Annotated in this window: 15 protein-coding genes; 14 read left to right on the top strand and 1 reads right to left on the bottom strand. The window is 71.7% G+C overall.

Annotated features, from left to right (window positions below):
- From D7Y11_RS43535 to D7Y11_RS34705, 8 genes are all read left to right on the top strand, one after another.
- Nucleotides 1-1,188, top strand: a 1,188-nt coding sequence (locus D7Y11_RS43535) for an FHA domain-containing protein (protein ID WP_158642036.1), incomplete at its 5' end; no start/stop codon positions are given.
- A gap of 36 nt (nucleotides 1,189-1,224) precedes the next feature.
- Complete coding sequence (locus D7Y11_RS34735; RefSeq protein ID WP_233607479.1) at nucleotides 1,225-2,964, top strand: FHA domain-containing protein; 1,740 nt, start codon at nucleotides 1,225-1,227, stop codon at nucleotides 2,962-2,964.
- Nucleotides 2,961-4,682 carry an exodeoxyribonuclease VII large subunit gene (xseA, locus tag D7Y11_RS34730; protein WP_126935825.1) on the top strand — a complete coding sequence of 574 codons (1,722 nt, stop codon included), beginning with the start codon at nucleotides 2,961-2,963 and terminating at the stop codon, nucleotides 4,680-4,682. The genes D7Y11_RS34735 and xseA overlap by 4 nt, the downstream gene beginning before the upstream one ends.
- A 41-nt stretch (nucleotides 4,683-4,723) precedes the next feature.
- Nucleotides 4,724-5,062: an exodeoxyribonuclease VII small subunit gene (gene xseB, locus D7Y11_RS34725; protein WP_121781679.1), complete on the top strand. Its 339-nt coding sequence runs from the start codon at nucleotides 4,724-4,726 to the stop codon at nucleotides 5,060-5,062.
- A 27-nt stretch (nucleotides 5,063-5,089) separates the two neighbouring features.
- Complete coding sequence (locus tag D7Y11_RS34720; RefSeq protein ID WP_014397650.1) at nucleotides 5,090-5,479, top strand: PleD family two-component system response regulator; 390 nt, start codon at nucleotides 5,090-5,092, stop codon at nucleotides 5,477-5,479.
- A gap of 5 nt (nucleotides 5,480-5,484) precedes the next feature.
- On the top strand, nucleotides 5,485-6,378 hold the full coding sequence (locus D7Y11_RS34715) for a polyprenyl synthetase family protein (protein WP_120579809.1): 894 nt from the start codon (nucleotides 5,485-5,487) through the stop codon (nucleotides 6,376-6,378).
- Nucleotides 6,378-8,204 carry a 1-deoxy-D-xylulose-5-phosphate synthase gene (locus D7Y11_RS34710; RefSeq protein ID WP_120579808.1) on the top strand — a complete coding sequence of 609 codons (1,827 nt, stop codon included), beginning with the start codon at nucleotides 6,378-6,380 and terminating at the stop codon, nucleotides 8,202-8,204. The genes D7Y11_RS34715 and D7Y11_RS34710 overlap by 1 nt, the downstream gene beginning before the upstream one ends.
- Nucleotides 8,201-8,941, top strand: coding sequence for a TlyA family RNA methyltransferase (locus D7Y11_RS34705; RefSeq protein ID WP_120579807.1), 741 nt, complete (start codon nucleotides 8,201-8,203; stop codon nucleotides 8,939-8,941). Before D7Y11_RS34710 ends, D7Y11_RS34705 begins: the two co-directional genes overlap by 4 nt.
- A gap of 9 nt (nucleotides 8,942-8,950) precedes the next feature.
- Here the strand turns inward: D7Y11_RS34705 and D7Y11_RS34700 are convergent, their stop codons facing one another.
- On the bottom strand, nucleotides 8,951-10,513 hold the full coding sequence (locus D7Y11_RS34700; protein ID WP_126935824.1) for a hypothetical protein: 1,563 nt from the start codon (nucleotides 10,511-10,513) through the stop codon (nucleotides 8,951-8,953).
- A gap of 458 nt (nucleotides 10,514-10,971) precedes the next feature.
- Here D7Y11_RS34700 and D7Y11_RS34695 point away from each other — a divergent pair, with 458 nt between their 5' ends.
- From D7Y11_RS34695 to bacP, 6 genes are all read left to right on the top strand, one after another.
- Nucleotides 10,972-13,470 (top strand): ATP-binding protein, encoded by a 2,499-nt coding sequence (locus D7Y11_RS34695; RefSeq protein WP_120579814.1) that lies wholly within the window; start codon nucleotides 10,972-10,974, stop codon nucleotides 13,468-13,470.
- Between the two features lie 5 nt (nucleotides 13,471-13,475).
- Entirely contained in the window at nucleotides 13,476-15,362 is a 1,887-nt protein-coding gene (locus tag D7Y11_RS34690; RefSeq protein WP_368773802.1) for a tetratricopeptide repeat protein, read from the top strand.
- A gap of 12 nt (nucleotides 15,363-15,374) precedes the next feature.
- Nucleotides 15,375-16,211, top strand: coding sequence for an alpha/beta hydrolase (locus tag D7Y11_RS34685; protein ID WP_120598237.1), 837 nt, complete (start codon nucleotides 15,375-15,377; stop codon nucleotides 16,209-16,211).
- A 53-nt stretch (nucleotides 16,212-16,264) separates the two neighbouring features.
- Nucleotides 16,265-16,606, top strand: a complete 342-nt coding sequence (gene bacN, locus D7Y11_RS34680) for a bactofilin BacN (protein ID WP_120537550.1) — start codon at nucleotides 16,265-16,267, stop codon at nucleotides 16,604-16,606.
- 63 nt (nucleotides 16,607-16,669) lie between these two features.
- Nucleotides 16,670-16,993, top strand: coding sequence for a polymer-forming cytoskeletal protein (locus D7Y11_RS34675; RefSeq protein WP_014397641.1), 324 nt, complete (start codon nucleotides 16,670-16,672; stop codon nucleotides 16,991-16,993).
- A 3-nt stretch (nucleotides 16,994-16,996) separates the two neighbouring features.
- The coding region (gene bacP, locus D7Y11_RS34670; RefSeq protein WP_126935823.1) for a bactofilin BacP at nucleotides 16,997-17,464 on the top strand (468 nt) is incomplete at its 3' end.

Below are 17,464 nucleotides of genomic sequence, written 5' to 3'. Positions count from 1 at the left end.
CCTCCGGCCTGGAGCCCTCCCGTCCCGCCGCCTCCGCCGGAGCCGGTGACGTTCGTCGGCCGGGACCGGGCCGCGCCTGCCCCGACCCTGGACCCCGGCCCGCTGCCGGGCGAGTTCCCACTGGCCCCCGTGCCCTCCTCGGACGTGGAGGGGGACGCCATCCAGCCCGTGCCGGCCGACCTGGAGGACTCCCTTGTCCAGCCCGTGCCCAACGGCCCGGTGACGGTCGTCGCGAAGGTCGAGCCCTCGTCCGCCGCCGACAAGGCCCGTCAGCGGCGTCAGCTGGGCAAGTCACTCCAGGGCCGGTTCATCCTCTTCTGGAAGCGCCAGTCGCTGCCCAAGCGGATCGCCTTCGCGTCGCTGGCGGGCGTGGCCGTGCTGTGCGTGGTGACGCTGCTCGTGGCGCTCGCGGTCCCCACGGCCATCCGGCTCCCGGGCACCGAACCCTTCAAGCTGGGCATGGAGCCGGTGACGGACTCCTTCGGCCTGGGCGACGGCGTGCGCTGGGTCCACGCGGACGACAAGCTCTTCGACTTCCGCTTCGTGTCCCCCACGCGCGCCGTGGCGGTGCTGCACTACCAGGCCAGCAGCATCGCCCGGGACGAGGTCAACCTGTCCCTCAACGGCGTGTCCCTGGGCTGGGTGCCCCCGGACACTGCGCAGACGGCCGAGCGTGAGCTGGAGCAGATCCTCCCGCCCAGCCTCCTGCGGCGCAACGCCAACAACCAGATCCTCTTCGACAACGCCCTCAACCCGCCCGGCCGCGACCCGTGGCGCATCTGGAACCTGCGGCTGGAGATCATCCCGGTGCCGGAGGCGCCGCCGGATCAGCTGGTCGCCTCCGCCCGGGAGGCCGCGACGGCGGGGGCCCGCTTCTACGAGCTCAAGGATGTGGGCGCGGAGAACCTGTTCAAGGCGTGGCGGGAATACCGCGCCGCGTGGATCACCCTGGAAGCGCTGGACGACAAGCCGGAGCTCTACGAGGACGTCCGGGAGCGGATCGCCCAGATTTCAATGGAGCTGGACCACCGCTGCAGCCAGCTGATGATGCAGTTCCAGCGGGCGGTTCAGTTCCGCAGCCGACGGGATGCGGTCGCGACCCTGGAAGACGTACGGAGACGCTTCCCTACGGCCGAGCATCGCTGCCACAATCTCGCGCTGGAAAAAGCCTATGAGCACGAGCTTTAGGGCCCGTGCCCCCCTCAGCAGGACGCGGTGACCGCCATGTCGAACGCACCTCCCCCCGCCCGCCGACGGCCTACGTCCGGTACGCCCTCCTCCGGGAGCGGTTCGCGCGCGCCGGTCCGCCGGTCGACCTCCGGTGCCGCCGCGGCCCGCCCCGCGAAGCTCGTCGTCGTCGCCGGCCCCATGGAGGGTGAGGAGTTCGCGCTCTCCGAGCTCGAGTACACGGTCGGCCGCTCCGCCGACAACCCCATCTGCATCCAGGACACGTCCGTCTCCCGCAAGCACGTGACGCTGCGCAAGGAGTCCTCGGGCTGGATGGTCAGTGACATGGGCTCCGGCAACGGAACCATCCTCAACGGCGAGCCCATCGCCGAGGAGACACTCCTCGCCAACGGCGATGTCATCACGCTGGGCGACTCGGAGCTGCGCTACGAGGACACCGCCAACAGCACCGCGAAGGTGCAGGCCCCCACCGGCTCCCGGCCCCGTCCGTCCACGGCGGCGGGCCGAGGTCCCACGGCCGTGCCCACGCGTCCCGCCCGGGAGGGCCGCGCGCGCCCGCAGACGTCGCGCGCCGCCGCCGCCGCGGAGCTCACGCCGGAAGCGCAGCGCAAGCGCATGCGGATGAAGCTCGCGGGCGTCGCCGTGCTGGTGCTGCTCTTCGCGGGCCTGGGTGTCGCGCGCTCGCGCATGCGGCAACAGGCGGAGGAGCAGGGCCGCATCGAGGCGGAGCAGCGCGAGTACCGCGCGCAGCTGGGCGGCCTCTTCCAGGAGGCCAAGAACCTGGTGCGCGAGGGCCAGTGGGAGCAGGCCAAGGCGAAGCTGGAGGAGCTCCACACGCGGGCGTCGGACTATCCCGGCGTGGAGGACTACCTGAAGGCCGCGGAGCGGGAGATTCCCAACCAGAAGCACCTGGGCACGGCCCAGGCGGCGCTGGACAAGGGCGAGCTGGCCAGCGCGAAGGCGTCCATCGAGAAGGTGACCAGCGACACCCAGCAGTACGAGCAGCTGAAGACGGCGCGCAAGAACCTGACGGACGCCGCCGACAAGCGCACGAAGGAGGCCAAGGGGCTCCTGGACACCCGCGCGCTGGAGAACGTGCAGAAGGCCAAGGCCATCACCGACGACGTGCTCGCGACCTTCCCCGAGCACCGCGACGGCAAGCTGGTCAATGACGACGCCGTGCGCGTCATCGCGGACCTGACGCGTCCGGACCCCGTGCGCGTGGCCGCGACGCCCAAGCCGTGGGAGCCCGCGGTGGACCGCTTCCGCGACGCGGACATCACCGGGGCGGTGGCCATCCTCAACGCGTGCTCGGCCAAGACGTCCCAGTGCAAGCAGCTGATGGCGCAGATGACGGAGTTCGGCAACCTCTACAAGAAGCTGGAGGAGCTGGACGCCAAGGGCCTCACCCGCCTGCTCGCGCTGGACAAGGAAATCACCGAAGGGCGCACGAGCAAGATGGCGCGCAACGCGGGCACCCGCGCGGGCAACATCTATTACAAGAGCGCCGCGGGCGCGAAGGCCGCCGGCCAGTGGTCGCGCGCCATGGAGTTCGCTCGCCGTGCCCTCCAGGCGGACCCCAGCCACACGGGCGCCGCCAACATCGTCAACGACCTCAAGGGCAAGGCGAAGGACCTGTACATGCAGGCCTACTCCATCAAGGACTCCAGCCCGGAGGACGCGCTGCCCAAGTTCCGCGACGTCGTCGCGATGACGCCGCCCGACGACGAGCTGCACGGCAAGGCCCAGGGCTGGGTCGAGAAGCTGTCGCGATGAAGAAGCGCAAGGGGCTGGAGCCGCCCCCGGCCGAAGAGCCGGGGCAGGGCGACCTGTTCGGCACGTCGCTGCTACCCCCCTTGCGTCCCGCGCCCGCGAAGGCCGCCAGCGGAGGCAAGACGCCTCCGGCTCCCCCGGCTCATTCGCCCGCGCCGGTGGCTGAAATCGCCGCGCCGCCCCCTGCCGCCGTCACTCCGCCGCCGCGCCCGGAGCGCACGGTGTTGTCGGTGGGCGAGCTCACCCGGCAGATCAAGCAGACGGTGGAGACGCGCTTCCCGCGCGTGATGGTGCGCGGTGAGGTGTCCAGCTTCCGGGGCGCCAACGCGCGCGGCCACTGGTACTTCACGCTCAAGGACGCGGACGCCTCCATCGACGCGAAGGTGTGGGCGTCCATGGCGGGGCGGATCCGCTTCGCGCTGCGCGACGGCATGGAGGTGGTGGCCGAGGGCAGCGTGGACCTGTACGAGCCGCAGGGCCGCTACAGCCTCATCGTGTCCCGGCTGGAGCCGGTGGGCGAGGGCGCGCTGGCGCTCGCGTTCGAGCAGCTCAAGCAGCGGCTGGCGGCGGAGGGGCTCATCGGGGACCGGCGCGTGAGGCCGCCCCGGCCCGTGCCGTTCCTGCCCCGGCGCATCGGCGTCGTCACCAGCCGCACCGGCGCGGCGCTCCAGGACTTCCTGCGCGTGCTGCACTCGCGCAACCCCCGGCTGGGCGTGCTGCTGGCGGACGCGCGCGTGCAGGGCGAGGGCGCCGCGGAGGACGTGGCGCGGGCCATCGAGCGGCTTTCGCGCACCGACGTGGACGTCATCGTCGTGACGCGCGGCGGAGGCTCCGTGGAGGACCTCTGGACGTTCAACGAGGAGCGGGTGGCGCGCGCCATCTTCGCCTCGCCGGTGCCGGTGGTGTCCGCCATCGGCCACGAAATCGACTTCACCATTTCGGACTTCGTCGCGGACCTGCGCGCGCCCACTCCCAGCGCGGCGGCGGAGCGGCTGGCGCCGGTGCTCGCGGACCTGGAGCTGACGCTGGCCACGCAGTCCGGCCGCCTGCGCAGGGCCATGGAGCGCCGGGTGCTGGAGTTGCGTCAGAGCCAGGGCCAGCTTCGCGCGCGGCTGCCGGACCCGCGCCGCGAGGTGAACCACCAGCGCCTGCACCTGTCCGAACAGGTGGAGGCGATGATGCGCGTGCTGCGCCCCCGCGCGCGCGAGCACCGCGAGACGCTGCGAGCCTTGCAGGAGCGGCTGCAGCGGGCGCGGCCCCAGACGCGACTGTCGGAGCAGCGGGCCCACCTGCTCAAGCTGGCCATGCGCCTGTCGGAGGCGGCGCGAGCGGGCGTCACCCGTCGGCGGGGCGCGCTGGCGGACGCACGGCTGGGGCTGGAGCGGCAATCCCCCACGGCGCGGGTGGCGGCCGAGCGGGCGAAGGTGGCCCAGACGCGCTCGCGACTCCTGGAGCTGCAGCGGGGCATGCTGGCGACCGCGCAGACGCACTTCGGACGGCTGGGGGGCCGCCTGGACGCCCTGAGCCCCCTGAAGGTGATGTCTCGCGGCTACGCGGTGACGTTCCGCCAGCGGGACGGCGTCGTGGTGCGCTCCACTGCGGACGTGGTGGTGGGGGACGTGCTGGGCATCAAGCTGGCGGCCCACGGGGCGAAAACCCTGGGCGGGTGTGAAGAAATCGAAGCCACCGTGACCAGCCTGAAAGGCCCGGTGGACTGCTAGCGGGCCACCCTCTACATTCCGCGCCCCGCTCGGGGAGGTGGATGGCCGTGGCGAAGTCGGACAAGAACCCCAAGGTGGAGCCCGCTCCGGAGCAGTACGGAGACGTGGTGTCGCGCCTGGAAGACACGGTGGCGCGGCTGGAAAGCGGCGACCTGTCGTTGGAAGAGTCGCTCAAGGCGTTCGAGGAGGGCATCCGCCTCGTCCGCCGGGGTGAGAAGCTGCTCACGGAGGCCGAGCAGCGAATCGAACAGCTGCTGGTGGACGAGGACGGCCAGGACGTGGCGGCGCCGCTGGCGGTGGCGGCCCGGCCCGCTCCGCAGGCTGCCCCCCGGACGACCGCGCAGGCGCGTCCGCCACCGGAGGACGATGTCCCGTTCTAGGTATCAGGGGAAGGGTGGAGGCCGGGCATGTCGAAGCCGAAGATTACGATTGTCGATGACGACCGCGACACGCGCGAGCTGCTCGCCGAGGCCCTGGGGGCCGAGGGGTTCGAGGTCATGTCCGCGGCCAATGGCCTGCGGCTCGTCGCGTCGCTGGAGCTGCACCGGCCGCACGCCATCCTCCTGGACGTGAACATGTCCTGGATCAACGGCTTCGAGCTGTGTCAGGCCGTGAAGCAGAACAAGCAGTTCCGGGACATCCCCATCATCTTCATCAGCGGGCGGGGAGACCCGGAGGACAAGCGGCGCGGCATGGAGGTCGGCGCGGCCGACTACTTCGTGAAGCCGCTGGAGCTGGATGCGCTCGTCAAGCGCATCCGCGAACTCATCCCCGCCGACGTGGCGAAGGAGCCCTGACGCCGATGGCCGCTTTCAACCTGGACCCCTTCATGCGCACGCAGCATTCGCGGGTGGAGGCGCTCCTGCTCGAACGCGCGGACCGCCTGGGTCCCGCGGGCACGCCGCCCCGGCTGGCGGAGTCCATGCGCTACTCGCTGCTCGCGGGCGGCAAGCGCCTGCGCCCGGTGCTGTGCCTGGCCTTCGCGGACGCGGTGTCCAAGTCGAGCACCGACGCCGCCGTGGTGGCGGACGCGGCCTGCGCGCTGGAGTACGTGCACACCTATTCGCTGGTGCACGACGACCTGCCCTCCCTGGACAACGACGACCTGCGCCGGGGCCTGCCCACGAACCACAAGGTCTACGGCGAGCCGGTGGCGCTGCTGGCCGGGGACGGGCTGTTGACGGAGGCCTTCCACGTGCTCGCCTCGGGGCCGGAGCCGGTGCGCGGCATCCTGTGCGCGGAGCTGGCGCGCGCGGCGGGCGCGAGCGGGATGGTGGGCGGGCAGGCGCTGGACATCGCGGCGGACCGGGCCGCGGCTTTGGATTACCTCCTGCGGCTGCACCGGATGAAGACGGGCGCGCTCATCCTCGCGGCGTGCCGGATGGGCGTCCTGGCGGCCGGGGGCGACGCGGCGGCGCTCGCCAGCGCGGTGACGTACGGTGAAGCGGTGGGCCTGGCCTTCCAGATCGCCGACGACGTGCTGGACGTGACCTCCAGCGCGGAGGCCATGGGCAAGCCGGTGGGCGCGGACGCGGAGGCCGGGCGCTTCACCTTCCCGGCGGTGGTGGGGCTGGACGAGTCCCGCCGCATGGCCGACGAGCTGGTGGCCCGGGCGGAGGCGGCGGTGCGCCCGCTGGAGGGCGTGGACGGTCCGCTGGCGGCGCTGGCGCGCTACTCGGTGGAGCGGAAGTCCTGATGGCGGACGTGCTGTCCGGTGTCGCGTCTCCCGCGGATGTGCGCGCGCTCCCCGAGGACGCGCTGCCCGGCCTGTGCGAGGCGCTGCGCGAGGCCATCATCACCACGTGCGGCCGCGTGGGAGGCCACCTGGGCGCGTCGCTGGGCGCGGTCGAAGTGGTCGTGGCCCTGCACCGCGTCTTCCACACGCCGCAGGACGCGCTCCTCTTCGACGTGGGGCACCAGGCGTACGCGCACAAGCTGCTCACCGGCCGGCGCGACCGGATGCACACGCTGCGGCAGGCGGACGGCATCGCGCCGTTCCTGGATCCACGGGAGAGCCACCACGACGCGCTGGCGGCCGGTCATGCGTGCACGGCCATCTCCGCGGCGCTGGGTCTGCTTGCCGGCCGGCGGCAGCTGGGGCACTCGGGCCACGTGGTGGCGGTGGTGGGCGACGGCGCGCTCACGGGGGGCCTGAGCTTCGAGGGGCTCAACAACGCGGGGGGCAGCCCGCTGCCGCTCGTGGTGGTGCTCAACGACAACCAGATGTCCATCAGCGCGAACGTGGGCGCCATCCCGGCGCTCCTGCGCACGCGCAACGCCCGCGCCTTCTTCGAATCGCTGGGCTTCACCTACCTGGGCCCGGTGGACGGGCACGACCTGGGCGCGCTCACGCGGGCGCTGCGCGAGGCGAAGGCGTCATCGCGCCCGGTGGTGGTGCACGCGCTGACGAAGAAGGGGCGCGGCTTCCCGCCGGCGGAGGCGGACGAGCAGACGCGCGGCCACGCGATGGGGCCGTACGAGTGGCGCGACGGCAAGCTGGTGCGCTCGCGCGGGGGTCGGCCCACGTTCAGCGAGGCCTTCGCCCAGGTCTTGGGTGACGCGCTGGAGCGGGACCCGCGCGTGGTGGCCGTGACGCCCGCGATGCTGGAGGGCAGCGCGCTCACCGGCTTGAAGGCGCGCTTCCCGGACCGCGTGCACGACGTGGGCATCGCGGAGCAGCACGCGGTGACGTTCTGCGCGGGGCTGGCCGCGGCGGGCGCGAAGCCGGTCTGCGTCATCTACTCCACCTTCCTCCAGCGCGCGTACGACCAGGTGGTCCACGACGTGTGCCTGCCGGGGCTGCCCGTGGTCTTCGCGGTGGACCGGGCGGGGCTCGTGGGCGCGGACGGCGCCACGCACCAGGGCGCCTACGACGTGTCCTTCCTCCGGCCGCTGCCGGGTCTCACGCAGTGGGCGCCGGTGGTGGGAGAGGACCTGGGGCCCATGCTCGCCACCGCGCTCCAGGCCTCTGGGCCCTCCGTGCTGCGCTTCCCGCGCGGCACACTGCCGGACCTGCCGCCGGAGCTGGCACGGGACGGGACTGAGGCGCACGACGCGCGCGCTGGCGCGGAGGGGGGCAAGAGTTCCACGGCCTCGCGGCTGACACCGGCCGCGCTCCCCATGCCGGGCGCCCGCTGGCTGAAGCGTGTGCCCGGCTCACGGCTGACCTTGGTGACACTCGGACCTCTGGGTCTGTCCGCGCTGGAGGCCGTGCGGAGCGAGCCGGACTGGAGCGCGCTGGACGCGCGCCGGGCGTGGCCCTTGGATGAAGCCGCGCTCCTGGAGGCCGCTGCGGGCGGGCACGTGGTGGTGGCGGAGGAGGGCACCGTCCGGGGCGGCCTGGGCAGCGCGGTGCTGGAGCTGTACGCGGCATCCGGCGTGTCCCCTCGGGTGACGCTGCTGGGCATGCCGGACGTCTTCCTGCCGCACGGGGACGCGCGGGTGCAGCGCACGCAGCTGGGACTGGATGCGGCGGGCCTGCTGCGCGCGGGCCGTGCGCTGCTGGGAGAGGAGAACCGGTGAAGCCGAAGAAGGAACGCCTGGACGTGCTGGTGGTGGAGCGCGGGCTCGCCGAGTCGCGCACCAAGGCCCAGGCGCTCATCCTCGCCGGCCAGGTGGTGGTGGCGGACCAGCGCGTGGACAAGCCCGGTTCCCTGGTGCCGGTGGAGGCCGAGCTGCGCCTCAAGGGCGAGGTGATGCCGTACGTGTCGCGCGGCGGCCTCAAGCTGAAGGGGGCCATGGACCGCTTCGGCCTGGACGTGACGGGCCGCGTGGGCGCGGACATCGGCGCCAGCACGGGTGGCTTCACCGACTGCCTGCTCCAGCACGGCGCGGTGCGGGTGCACGCCATCGACGTGGGCTACGGCCAGCTGCACGAGAAGCTGCGCGTGGATCCTCGCGTGCGCTCCCGCGAGCGGGTCAACGCGCGCTACCTCACGGACGAGGACCTGCCGGAGAAGGTGGGCGTGGTCGTCATCGACGTGAGCTTCATCTCGCTCACCCAGGTGCTGCCGTCGGTGCTGCCGTTCCTCTCACCGGGTGGGCTGCTCATCGCCCTGGTGAAGCCCCAGTTCGAGGTGGGCCCTGAGCGCGTGGGCAAGGGCGGCGTGGTGCGCGACCCGGCAGCGCGGCAGGACGCCATCGACACCGTGACGGCCTTCGTTCGCGAGCACGGGCTCAGCGTGCGCGGGTTGATGGACTCGCCCGTGCCCGGGCCCGCCGGCAACGTGGAAGCGCTCCTCGTCGCCGACAGGCCCTGAGGCCCGCCGTCACGGCTTGACGGCGCGGTACTCGGGCAGCGTGAGGGCCTGGACCAGGTTGTTGCCCACGCGCATCCACAGCCGCCCGCTGTCATCCACGGAGCAGGACAGGCTGCTGGAGACCTCGTAGCGGAACAGCTCGCCCTGTTCGGCGGAGTCCACCGCGACAATTTCCTGGGGCAGGGCGCCCGCCACGTTCGGGCCGGTGAGCAGGTAGAACTCCGCGCTCGTCGGCTGGCCCAGCTGCACCTGGAGGATGCGCAGCTGCCCGGACGCGTCCACGGACGTGCCGCCCTTGTTCATGACGAGGCCGCTCGTCGAGTTCAGGAACCACACGCGCTGGTCGCCAATGGCCGCCACCTTCGAGCCGCCATTGAACGGCAGCAGGAAGCGGATGGGCACCGGGAAGGTGGTGCTGGACCACCGGTACGCGTTGCCCTCGCAGCCCGCGGCCTCCGTGGAGCAGGCCTCGATGCGCGACTGGTTGTTGTTGAAGTCGAAGGACATGAAGAGCGTGGAACCATCCACGCTGAACGACGCGGGCGGCGGCGCGCTGATGAGGCCGTTGTACTGGTAGATGATGCGCGTGCTCACCGGCTGGAGGTCCTGGCTCGTGGCGTTCGCGTCTAGGGTGGCGACCTCGATCTGCAAGGCGGGCCCGCCGCCACCCGCGGTGTTCGGATAGGCCACCAGCACCTGCTGGCCCTTCTCCTTGGGCGGGGTGATGGGCTGCAGCGGCGCGTTCTCGAACATCCACTGGAAGGAGCCGCCGGACGACGTGTGCTTGAGGCGCGACACCGTGTACAGGTCGTTCACCAGCGCGTCGCCGTTGGCCATCACTGACAGCTGCTGCAGCTTGTACGTGGCCGCGGTGCGACCGGAGGTGGCGAAGTTGGAGTCCACCGCCACGGCGCCCGAGCCCGGCGTCCACACCCACCGCTTGCCGCTCGTCGGGTTGATGCTGGTGATGACCGTCGAGGAGCTGCACGGGATGCCCAGCTCCACCGAGTTGCGCACCACGCCCGTCGAGTCCACGCGGAAGAGCGTGCCGGAGCCCGTGGTGGGGTTGCCGCACCCGATGAAGGCGACGTTGGTGCCGCTGCCCTCGGCGATGAAGAAGTCCGTCACCACTTGGCCGTTGGGGTCCGGATCCTTGATGACCTTCGTCACCGGCAGGAACGTGGCCGCCTGCGGCTGGGACGAGTTCGTCCGGCCGTCGGAGCACGTCGCCCGCGCGTTGAGCGACAGGCTCACGGCGAGTCCGCGGGTGTACTTGATTTCATTCGAGGCCAGCTCGAAGTCCATGGACCCGCTGGTGTAGGGCACGGTCTTCAGGAACGTGTCCTTGTCGTAGATGTCCACCCGCGACACGGCGTCACACCCGGACACGATGACCCGCACCGTCAGCGATGGGGCCGCCGTGTTGGGCTGCGGCACGGTGAGGGTCACCGTCGGCGGGTCCGGAGTGGGAGCCGGCTTCTCACCACCACAGGCGGCGAACACGGAAGCGCAGAAGGTCAGCGAGGCCAGGAAGGCCCGCGGCGCGAACGGGCGCGAAGGGACGGAGTGCATGGTTTCGCACTCTACCGCGCTCCCCCGGGAAGCGGGCGGGGCCACGTCCCTTACCGCGCCCATCCCCCGGAATCCTGATCGCGAGAGCCCTGAAAACCCCCGCCGACGCCTGCCCGCCCACCCTGCCTCCGGCCGGACGGCAAGGGTGGTGTTGGAAGAAAGTGACAGTCTGACTGTTTTCGTGGGATTCCACCGTTACAAGGGGTGGGCGGGCGGTTTCCGGTCACCGGACCGTCACGCATGTGCGGGATTCCGGAGGAAGAACACCGGTCCGGGGTATACGTCGCGCGCCTTTTCCCACCCCTCTCGCTTGAGGAGAGCCCCGTTCAACCGCTGGCCCGCGGACGGGTTAGACGGCATGATCCGGAATCGACCATGACCCCTTTCGCACCCAACGGGTTTTCGCGACGTCGTTCCCAGTCTGGGCGGGGCGGAGGCGCGCCGTGAGGATCGAGATGTTGTCGTCTGAGCAGCGGGGGCGGGTGCTGGTGCTCGCGGCCAAGGCCGCGGGTGACGCGTTGGTGGAGCGGCTCACGGCGAGTGGCTACCAATGCGCCTCCACGGAACGGGAGACCGGGCTGGCGGAGATGGTGGATCAGCTCCAGCCGGAGGTGGTGCTCCTGGCGGTGACGGCCAAGCGGGCGGCGGAACTGCTGGAGACGGTGCGCAAGACGGACAAGCTCCAGCGCCTGCCGGTGCTGGTGGATCAGGGCCGCGCGCGCTCAGCGGAGGCCTTCAAGCGGCTGGCGGTGGACGACTTCGTGCGCGGCGCCGACGAACTGGTGCCCCGGCTGGAGTCCGCCCTGCGCGCCTGGAGGCTCAAGGAGCGCGAGGAGCGCATCCGGATGCGCATGGGGATGCTGCTCGAAATCACCCAGGCGGCCACCAGCTCGCTGGAGCTGGAGGAGATCCTCCGCATCGCGGTGGAGAAGGTCGGCCAGGTGACGGGCACGGACCGCTGCTCCGTGGTGCTGGTGGAGGGCAGCCACGCGCGCACGGCCACGGTCGTCGCGACGCAGGAGGACCCCAGCCTCGTCCAGCTGGACATCGAGGTGGCGCGCTACCCGGAGCTGCGCCGCGCGCTGGAGACGCGGCAGCCCGTCCTGATTGAAGAGGCGCAGCGCGACCCGCTGATGGCTGAGGTGCGCACGTCGCTGCTACCGCAGGGCGTGAAGTCCATCCTGGTGCAGCCGCTCATCTGCCAGGACGACCTGTTGGGCGCGCTCTTCCTGCGCGTGTCCAAGGGCGAGGCGTCCATCGGGCGCGACGAGCAGGAGTTCGCGGAGGCGGTGGCGGGCGTGCTCGCCAACTCCATCCGCAACGCGCGCCTGCACACGGCGGTGAAGAAGAAGCGCGAGGACCTGGAGCTGGCGTACGTGGAGCGCTACCGCGAACTCAACGACGCGAACCGCCGCCTGAAGGAACTCAACCGCCTCAAGGATGAGATCATCGCGGTGTGCAGCCACGACCTGCGCGCGCCGCTCCAGGTGCTCCTGGGGCACGGCCGGCTGCTCTTGGAAGGGCCGCTGGAGACGCAGCAGAAGCAGTCCGCGGAGGCGATGATCCGCCAGGGCCGGAAGATCCTCACCCTGGTCGAGTCCCTGCTGGAGAAGGGCAAGGGCGAGGCGGCGCGGCTTTCCATCGAGCCCCGCGTGCTGGACGTGGCGCAGCTGTGCCGCGACGCCGTGGCGGAGCTGGAGATTCTCGCGGCGGAGAAGGCCGTGTCGCTGCGCTCCGAGTGCCCCGACAGCCTGATGCTGATTGGCGACGAGGTGAAGCTGCACGAGGTGCTGCAGAACCTCATCAGCAACGCCATCCAGCACGCCAGCGACCCGGGCGTGGTGGTGGTGCGCACGCAGCGGCTGTCGCGGCCGGACGGCGACGCGGTGCGGGTGATGGTGAGCGACAACGGGGTGGGTATTCCCCCGGACGAGCTGCACCTCGTCTTCGACCGCTACCGCCACGGGCCCAAGGGCACGGGGCTGGGGCTGGCCATCTGCAAGGAGTTCGTGGAGCTGCACGGCGGTGAAATCTGGGCGGAGAGCCCGGCCGACGGTGGCTGCACCTTCGTCTTCACGCTGCCCCTGGCGCAGGAGGCCGCGCGCAACCCCCGGCCGCAGCCCGCGCCCGGCGCCGCGCCCGAGCAGCCGCGCGTGCTGGTGGTGGAGGACGAGCCCGAAATCGCGGCGGTGCTGTCGGAGGTGCTGCGCTCGAAGTACCGCGTGGAGGTCGCTCGCGACGGCGCGGAGGGCCTGGCGAAGGCGCGCGCTTCACGGCCGGACCTGGTGGTGATGGACGTGTTCCTGCCCAAGCTGGACGGCCTGGACGCGGCCATGGCGCTCAAGTCCTCGTCGGACACGGCGCACATCCCGGTCATCCTCCTGTCCGCCCACCAGGGCGTGGCCGACAAGGTCCGCGCGCTCAACCTGGGCGCGGTGGACTACATGGCCAAGCCCTTCAACGCGGTGGAGCTGCTCAACCGCACCGAGCGCGCCCTCAAGCTGAGCCGGGGTGAGAAGGATCAGCAGGACAAGACGAACTCGCTGCAGCGGCGCACCGGCAGCGATCCGGTGACGGGCCTGCTCGACCGCCGTGGCCTGCTCCTGCGCTTGGAGCAGGAGGTGGCCCGCAGCCGCCGCTACCACCGCGCCCTCACGCTGGCGGTGCTGCGTCCGGACCGCGATCTGGACGCCATGCCGCCCAACATGGCGGAGGTGATGCGCAAGCGCGTGCGCCACCCGGACTCCATCGCCCATCTGGGGCTGGGCGTCTTCGCGGTGGTGCTGCCCGAGTGCAACGCGGACGCGGCGCGCACGGTCATCAACCGCCTGATGCCGGACGTGGAGAACGTGACCTCCATCGAGTACCGGGCCGCCATGGCGGACGTCAGCCAGGACAGCGATCCGGTGGAGAAGCTGCTGGAGAAGCTGGGGGCGCCGCCTCCCGAGGTCCACTAGCCCGCGTGCGCCCGCTCCCGCTCCTCAGCCGTGCCGCCGTGATGTGCCTCGCGCTGGCCGCCGGAGGTTCGGGGGCCGCGCCCGCGAGGAAGGCCCCGGCTCCGCACGTCGACCGCGAGGCGATGCGCGAGGCCATGGATTCGAGCGACCGCGACGACGAGCCGTCCGCGTCGTCCGCCAGCTACGCGCACTACCTCCAGGCGCGGCTGATGCACCTGGAGGGCAACCACCGGGCCTCGGTGGACGAGCTGCGGCTGGCGCTCGCCACCGACGACGGCAACCCGACCCTCCTCACCCAGCTGGGCGAGGAGTACGCGCGCCTGGGTGACCTGGAGCGCGCCGAGCGCGAACTTCGCCGGGCCGTGGAGAAGGCCCCCACGCACTACGCCGCCCACGTGCTCCTGGGCCGGGTGTTGCTGGAGTCCGGCCGCACGGCGCGCGCGAAGCAGCACCTGCGCCGCGCGGTGGCCCTGCGTCCCCGCGAGCCGGAGGCGTACCTCGTCCTGTCGCAGCTGTACCTGGACGCGAAGGCCCCCGACGATGCGGTGAAGGTGGTGGAGTCGCTGGCCCACGCGCTGCCGGGAGAGGCCTCCGGCTACCGGCGGCTGGGGCTCGTGCTGGCCGAGCGCGGCGACGCGGCCCGCGCCGAGCGCCTGCTCGCGAAGGCCTCCGAGCGCGACCCGGGTGACGTGGAGGTGTGGTCCACGCTGGCCCGTCTCTACGAGGACTCCGGCCGTCCGAAGGAGGCGGAGGACGCGCTGGCCCGCGCGCTGGAGGCGGATCCGGACAGCCGCGAGGTGCTGCTGTCCGCGGGCCGTGCCGCGCTGAAGGGCGGGTCGGCGACCCGGGCGCGGGCTTACTTCGACCGGCTGCTGTCGCTCTCCGCGTCGCCGGAGCTGGCCGTGCGGGTGGCCTTCAGCTACCTGGCCTCCGGAGAGCCCGCCGCCGCGAAGGAGGTGCTGGACGCCGCGCGCAAGGACGCGCCGGACGAGCCCCGCCTCGCGTACTACGCCGGCCTGGTCGCGGAGCGCACCCGCCGCTTCTCCGTCGCCGCCGCGGACTTCGCGAGCGTGCCCCCGGACTCGGAGGTGTTCCCCGACGCCCGCGTGCGCCAGGCCCGCTGTCTGTCGCTGGTGGGGGACCACCCGCGCGCGCTGGTGCTCTACCGCATGGCCATGTCGGAAGCGCCCGACGACGTGGAGGTACACGTCGGCTACGCCCGGGCGCTGGAGCGCGGCGGGGACGCGACGCGAGCGGAAGGCGTGCTGCGCGAGGCGCTGGCGGGGGAGGGCGGGGCGCTGGCATACGACGCGCTGGCCACCCTGCTGGAGCGCCAGGGCCGGGCTCCGGACGCGCTCGCGCTCTTGAGGGACGCCGTCGCGAAGGCGCCGAGGAGCCAGGACCTGCAGTTCGCCCTGGCCACCCTGCTGGAGCGCCAGGGCGACGTGGCGGGGGCGCTGTCTCGCATGCGGGCGGTGCTCGCGTTGAAGCCGGACCATTCCGCCGCGCTGAACTTCATGGGTTACGTGATGGCGCAGCGGGGCCGGGACCTGGACGAGGCGGAGCGGCTGGTGCGCCGCGCGCTGGCGCTCCGGCCGGACAACGGGGCCTACGTGGACTCGCTGGGGTGGGTCCTCTTCCAGCGCGGCGACGCGAAGAAGGCCGTGGAGGTCCTGGAGCGCGCGGTGGAGCTGGCCCCGGACGACCCCGCCATCCTGGAGCACCTGGGGGACGCGTACCTCAAGGCGGGCCGCGCCCCGGAGGCCGTCCGGACCTGGACGCGCGCGCTGGAGGTGCTGACGCTGGAGCCGGAGGCCGCCGAGCCCGCGGACCAGCGCACCACCCTGGAGCGCAAGTTGAAGGCGCTACCCTCGACCGCGCCGGGCCGCTAAGGTCCCGGGCTCATGGCCCGCCACGACGAAGGCTTCTTCACCGGGAAGGACAACACCCGGCTGTTCTGGACGCTCGACCTGCCGGACGCGCCCCCGCGCGCGCACGTCGCCATCGTCCATGGCTACGGCGACCACATCGGCCGCTACCGGCCCGTCATCGACGCGCTGGTGCAGGACGGCTTCGCCGTGCACGGCTTCGACTACCGGGGCCACGGCCGCGCGGACGGACGGCGCGCCTACGCCGCGAAGTGGACCGAGTTCCTCGACGACCTGGACGGCTTCTGGCAGCGCGTGCGCAAGGCCGCGGGCAACGAGAAGATCTTCCTGCTCGCCCACAGCCACGGCGGCCTGATGGCCGCGCACGCCCTGACCGGGAGACTGGAAGGCCTCTCCGGCGCCATCCTCTCCGCGCCCTACCTCAAGCTGGCCATCAGCCCGCCGGCCGCGAAGGTGCTCGCCGCGCGCATGGTGGGCACCCTGGTGCCGTGGATGAAGGTCCCCTCGGGCCTGGCCCCGGAGATGCTCAGCACCGACCCGGACATCCAGAAGGCAGTCGGGGCGGACCCGCTCTACGTGCCCTTCGCCACGCCCCGCTGGTTCGTGGAGTCGACGGCTGCCCAGGCGCAGACGCTCGGGCTGGCGCCGAAGATTCAAGTGCCGCTGTTCGTGCTGTGCGGCCAGGAGGACGGGGTGGCGCTGCCGGCGGCGGCGCGGGCCTTCTTCGAGGCGGCGGGGACGGCGGACAAGAAGTTCAAGGAGTACCCCGGCATGCGGCACGAGCCGCTCAACGAGCGGGACCGCGCGACGGTGTTCCAGGACATCTCCGGCTGGATCTCCGCGCATCTCTGACATAATCAGGTCGCCCCGCTCCCGACGGAGCAGGCGCTGGCGAGGATCACCTCATGGCACAGGGTGAAACGGGCATCATTGGCAAGGGCATCGTCATCAGGGGCAACCTCACGGGCGGAGGGGACCTGGTCATCGAAGGACGCGTGGAGGGGCAGATCGCCCTGAAGAACCACCTCACCATCGAAGGCACCGGGAAGGTGCAGGCGGACATCCGCGCCGAGGAACTGACCATCAACGGCGAGGCGAGCGGCAACATCGACGCCTCCACGCGCGTGGCCATCAACGCCTCGGCGAAGGTGGCCGGCGACATCAAGGCTCCACGGGTCGTCATCGAGGATGGTGCCGTGTTCAACGGCTCCATCGAGATGGACGTGAAGTTGCCGGACGACATCTAGCATCCACCGGGGACCGACCCACGGCCCCCCAGGCGCACAGCTTCGAGAAGGCGGACAACACTCATGGCGAATACGATCATTGGCTCGAGCATCGTCATCGACGGGGAGATTTCCGGGGACGAGGACCTGGTCATCCAGGGCACCGTGAAGGGGAAGATCTCCCTCAAGGAGAGCCTCTACGTGGAGGGCTCGGGCGTCGTCGAGGCGGACATCGAGACGCAGAACGTGGAGATCGCCGGCCGCGTGACGGGCAACATCGCCGCCACCGACAAGGTCGAGCTGAAGACGGACTGCCGCGTGGTGGGCGACATCAAGGCCCCGCGCATCCTCATCGCCGATGGTGCCTCCTTCAAGGGCAACGTCGACATGGACATGAAGGAGCGCTGATCCGTGGCGACCGCGAAGGATCTTGCAGGCAACGCCGTCGACAACACCGTGGTGGGGCCCTCCATCCTCATCAGCGGTCGGCTCACGGGTGACGAGGACCTCACGGTCCGCGGGCGCGTCGAGGGTGAACTCACCCTCAGCCGCACCCTCATCGTGGAGCCGTCCGGCGTGGTGAAGGCCAACGTGGCGGTGAGAAACGCCATCGTCAGCGGCGTGGTGGTGGGCAACATCAACGCCACGGAGAGCGTGGAGCTCACCCGCGAAGGCCGCATGGTGGGCGACATCCGCGCCCCCCGCGTCATCATCGTGGACGGGGCCAGCTTCCGCGGCCGCGTGGACATGGGAGACGTGGAACCGGGCCGGCTGCCGTCCGAACGCCCCGCCGTGGCCCGTCCCCAGGCGGTGACGCGTCCCACGGTGCGTCCGGGCGCCACCCCGCCGCGTCCTCCGACGCCGCCGGCCGCTCCGCCG

The organism is Corallococcus sp. AB018 (genome assembly GCF_003986945.1).
GTDB classification, from domain to species: Bacteria; Myxococcota; Myxococcia; order Myxococcales; family Myxococcaceae; genus Corallococcus; species Corallococcus exiguus.
Note: the sequence above shows the minus strand (reverse complement) of the source record. Positions and strands in the feature narration are given on the sequence as shown.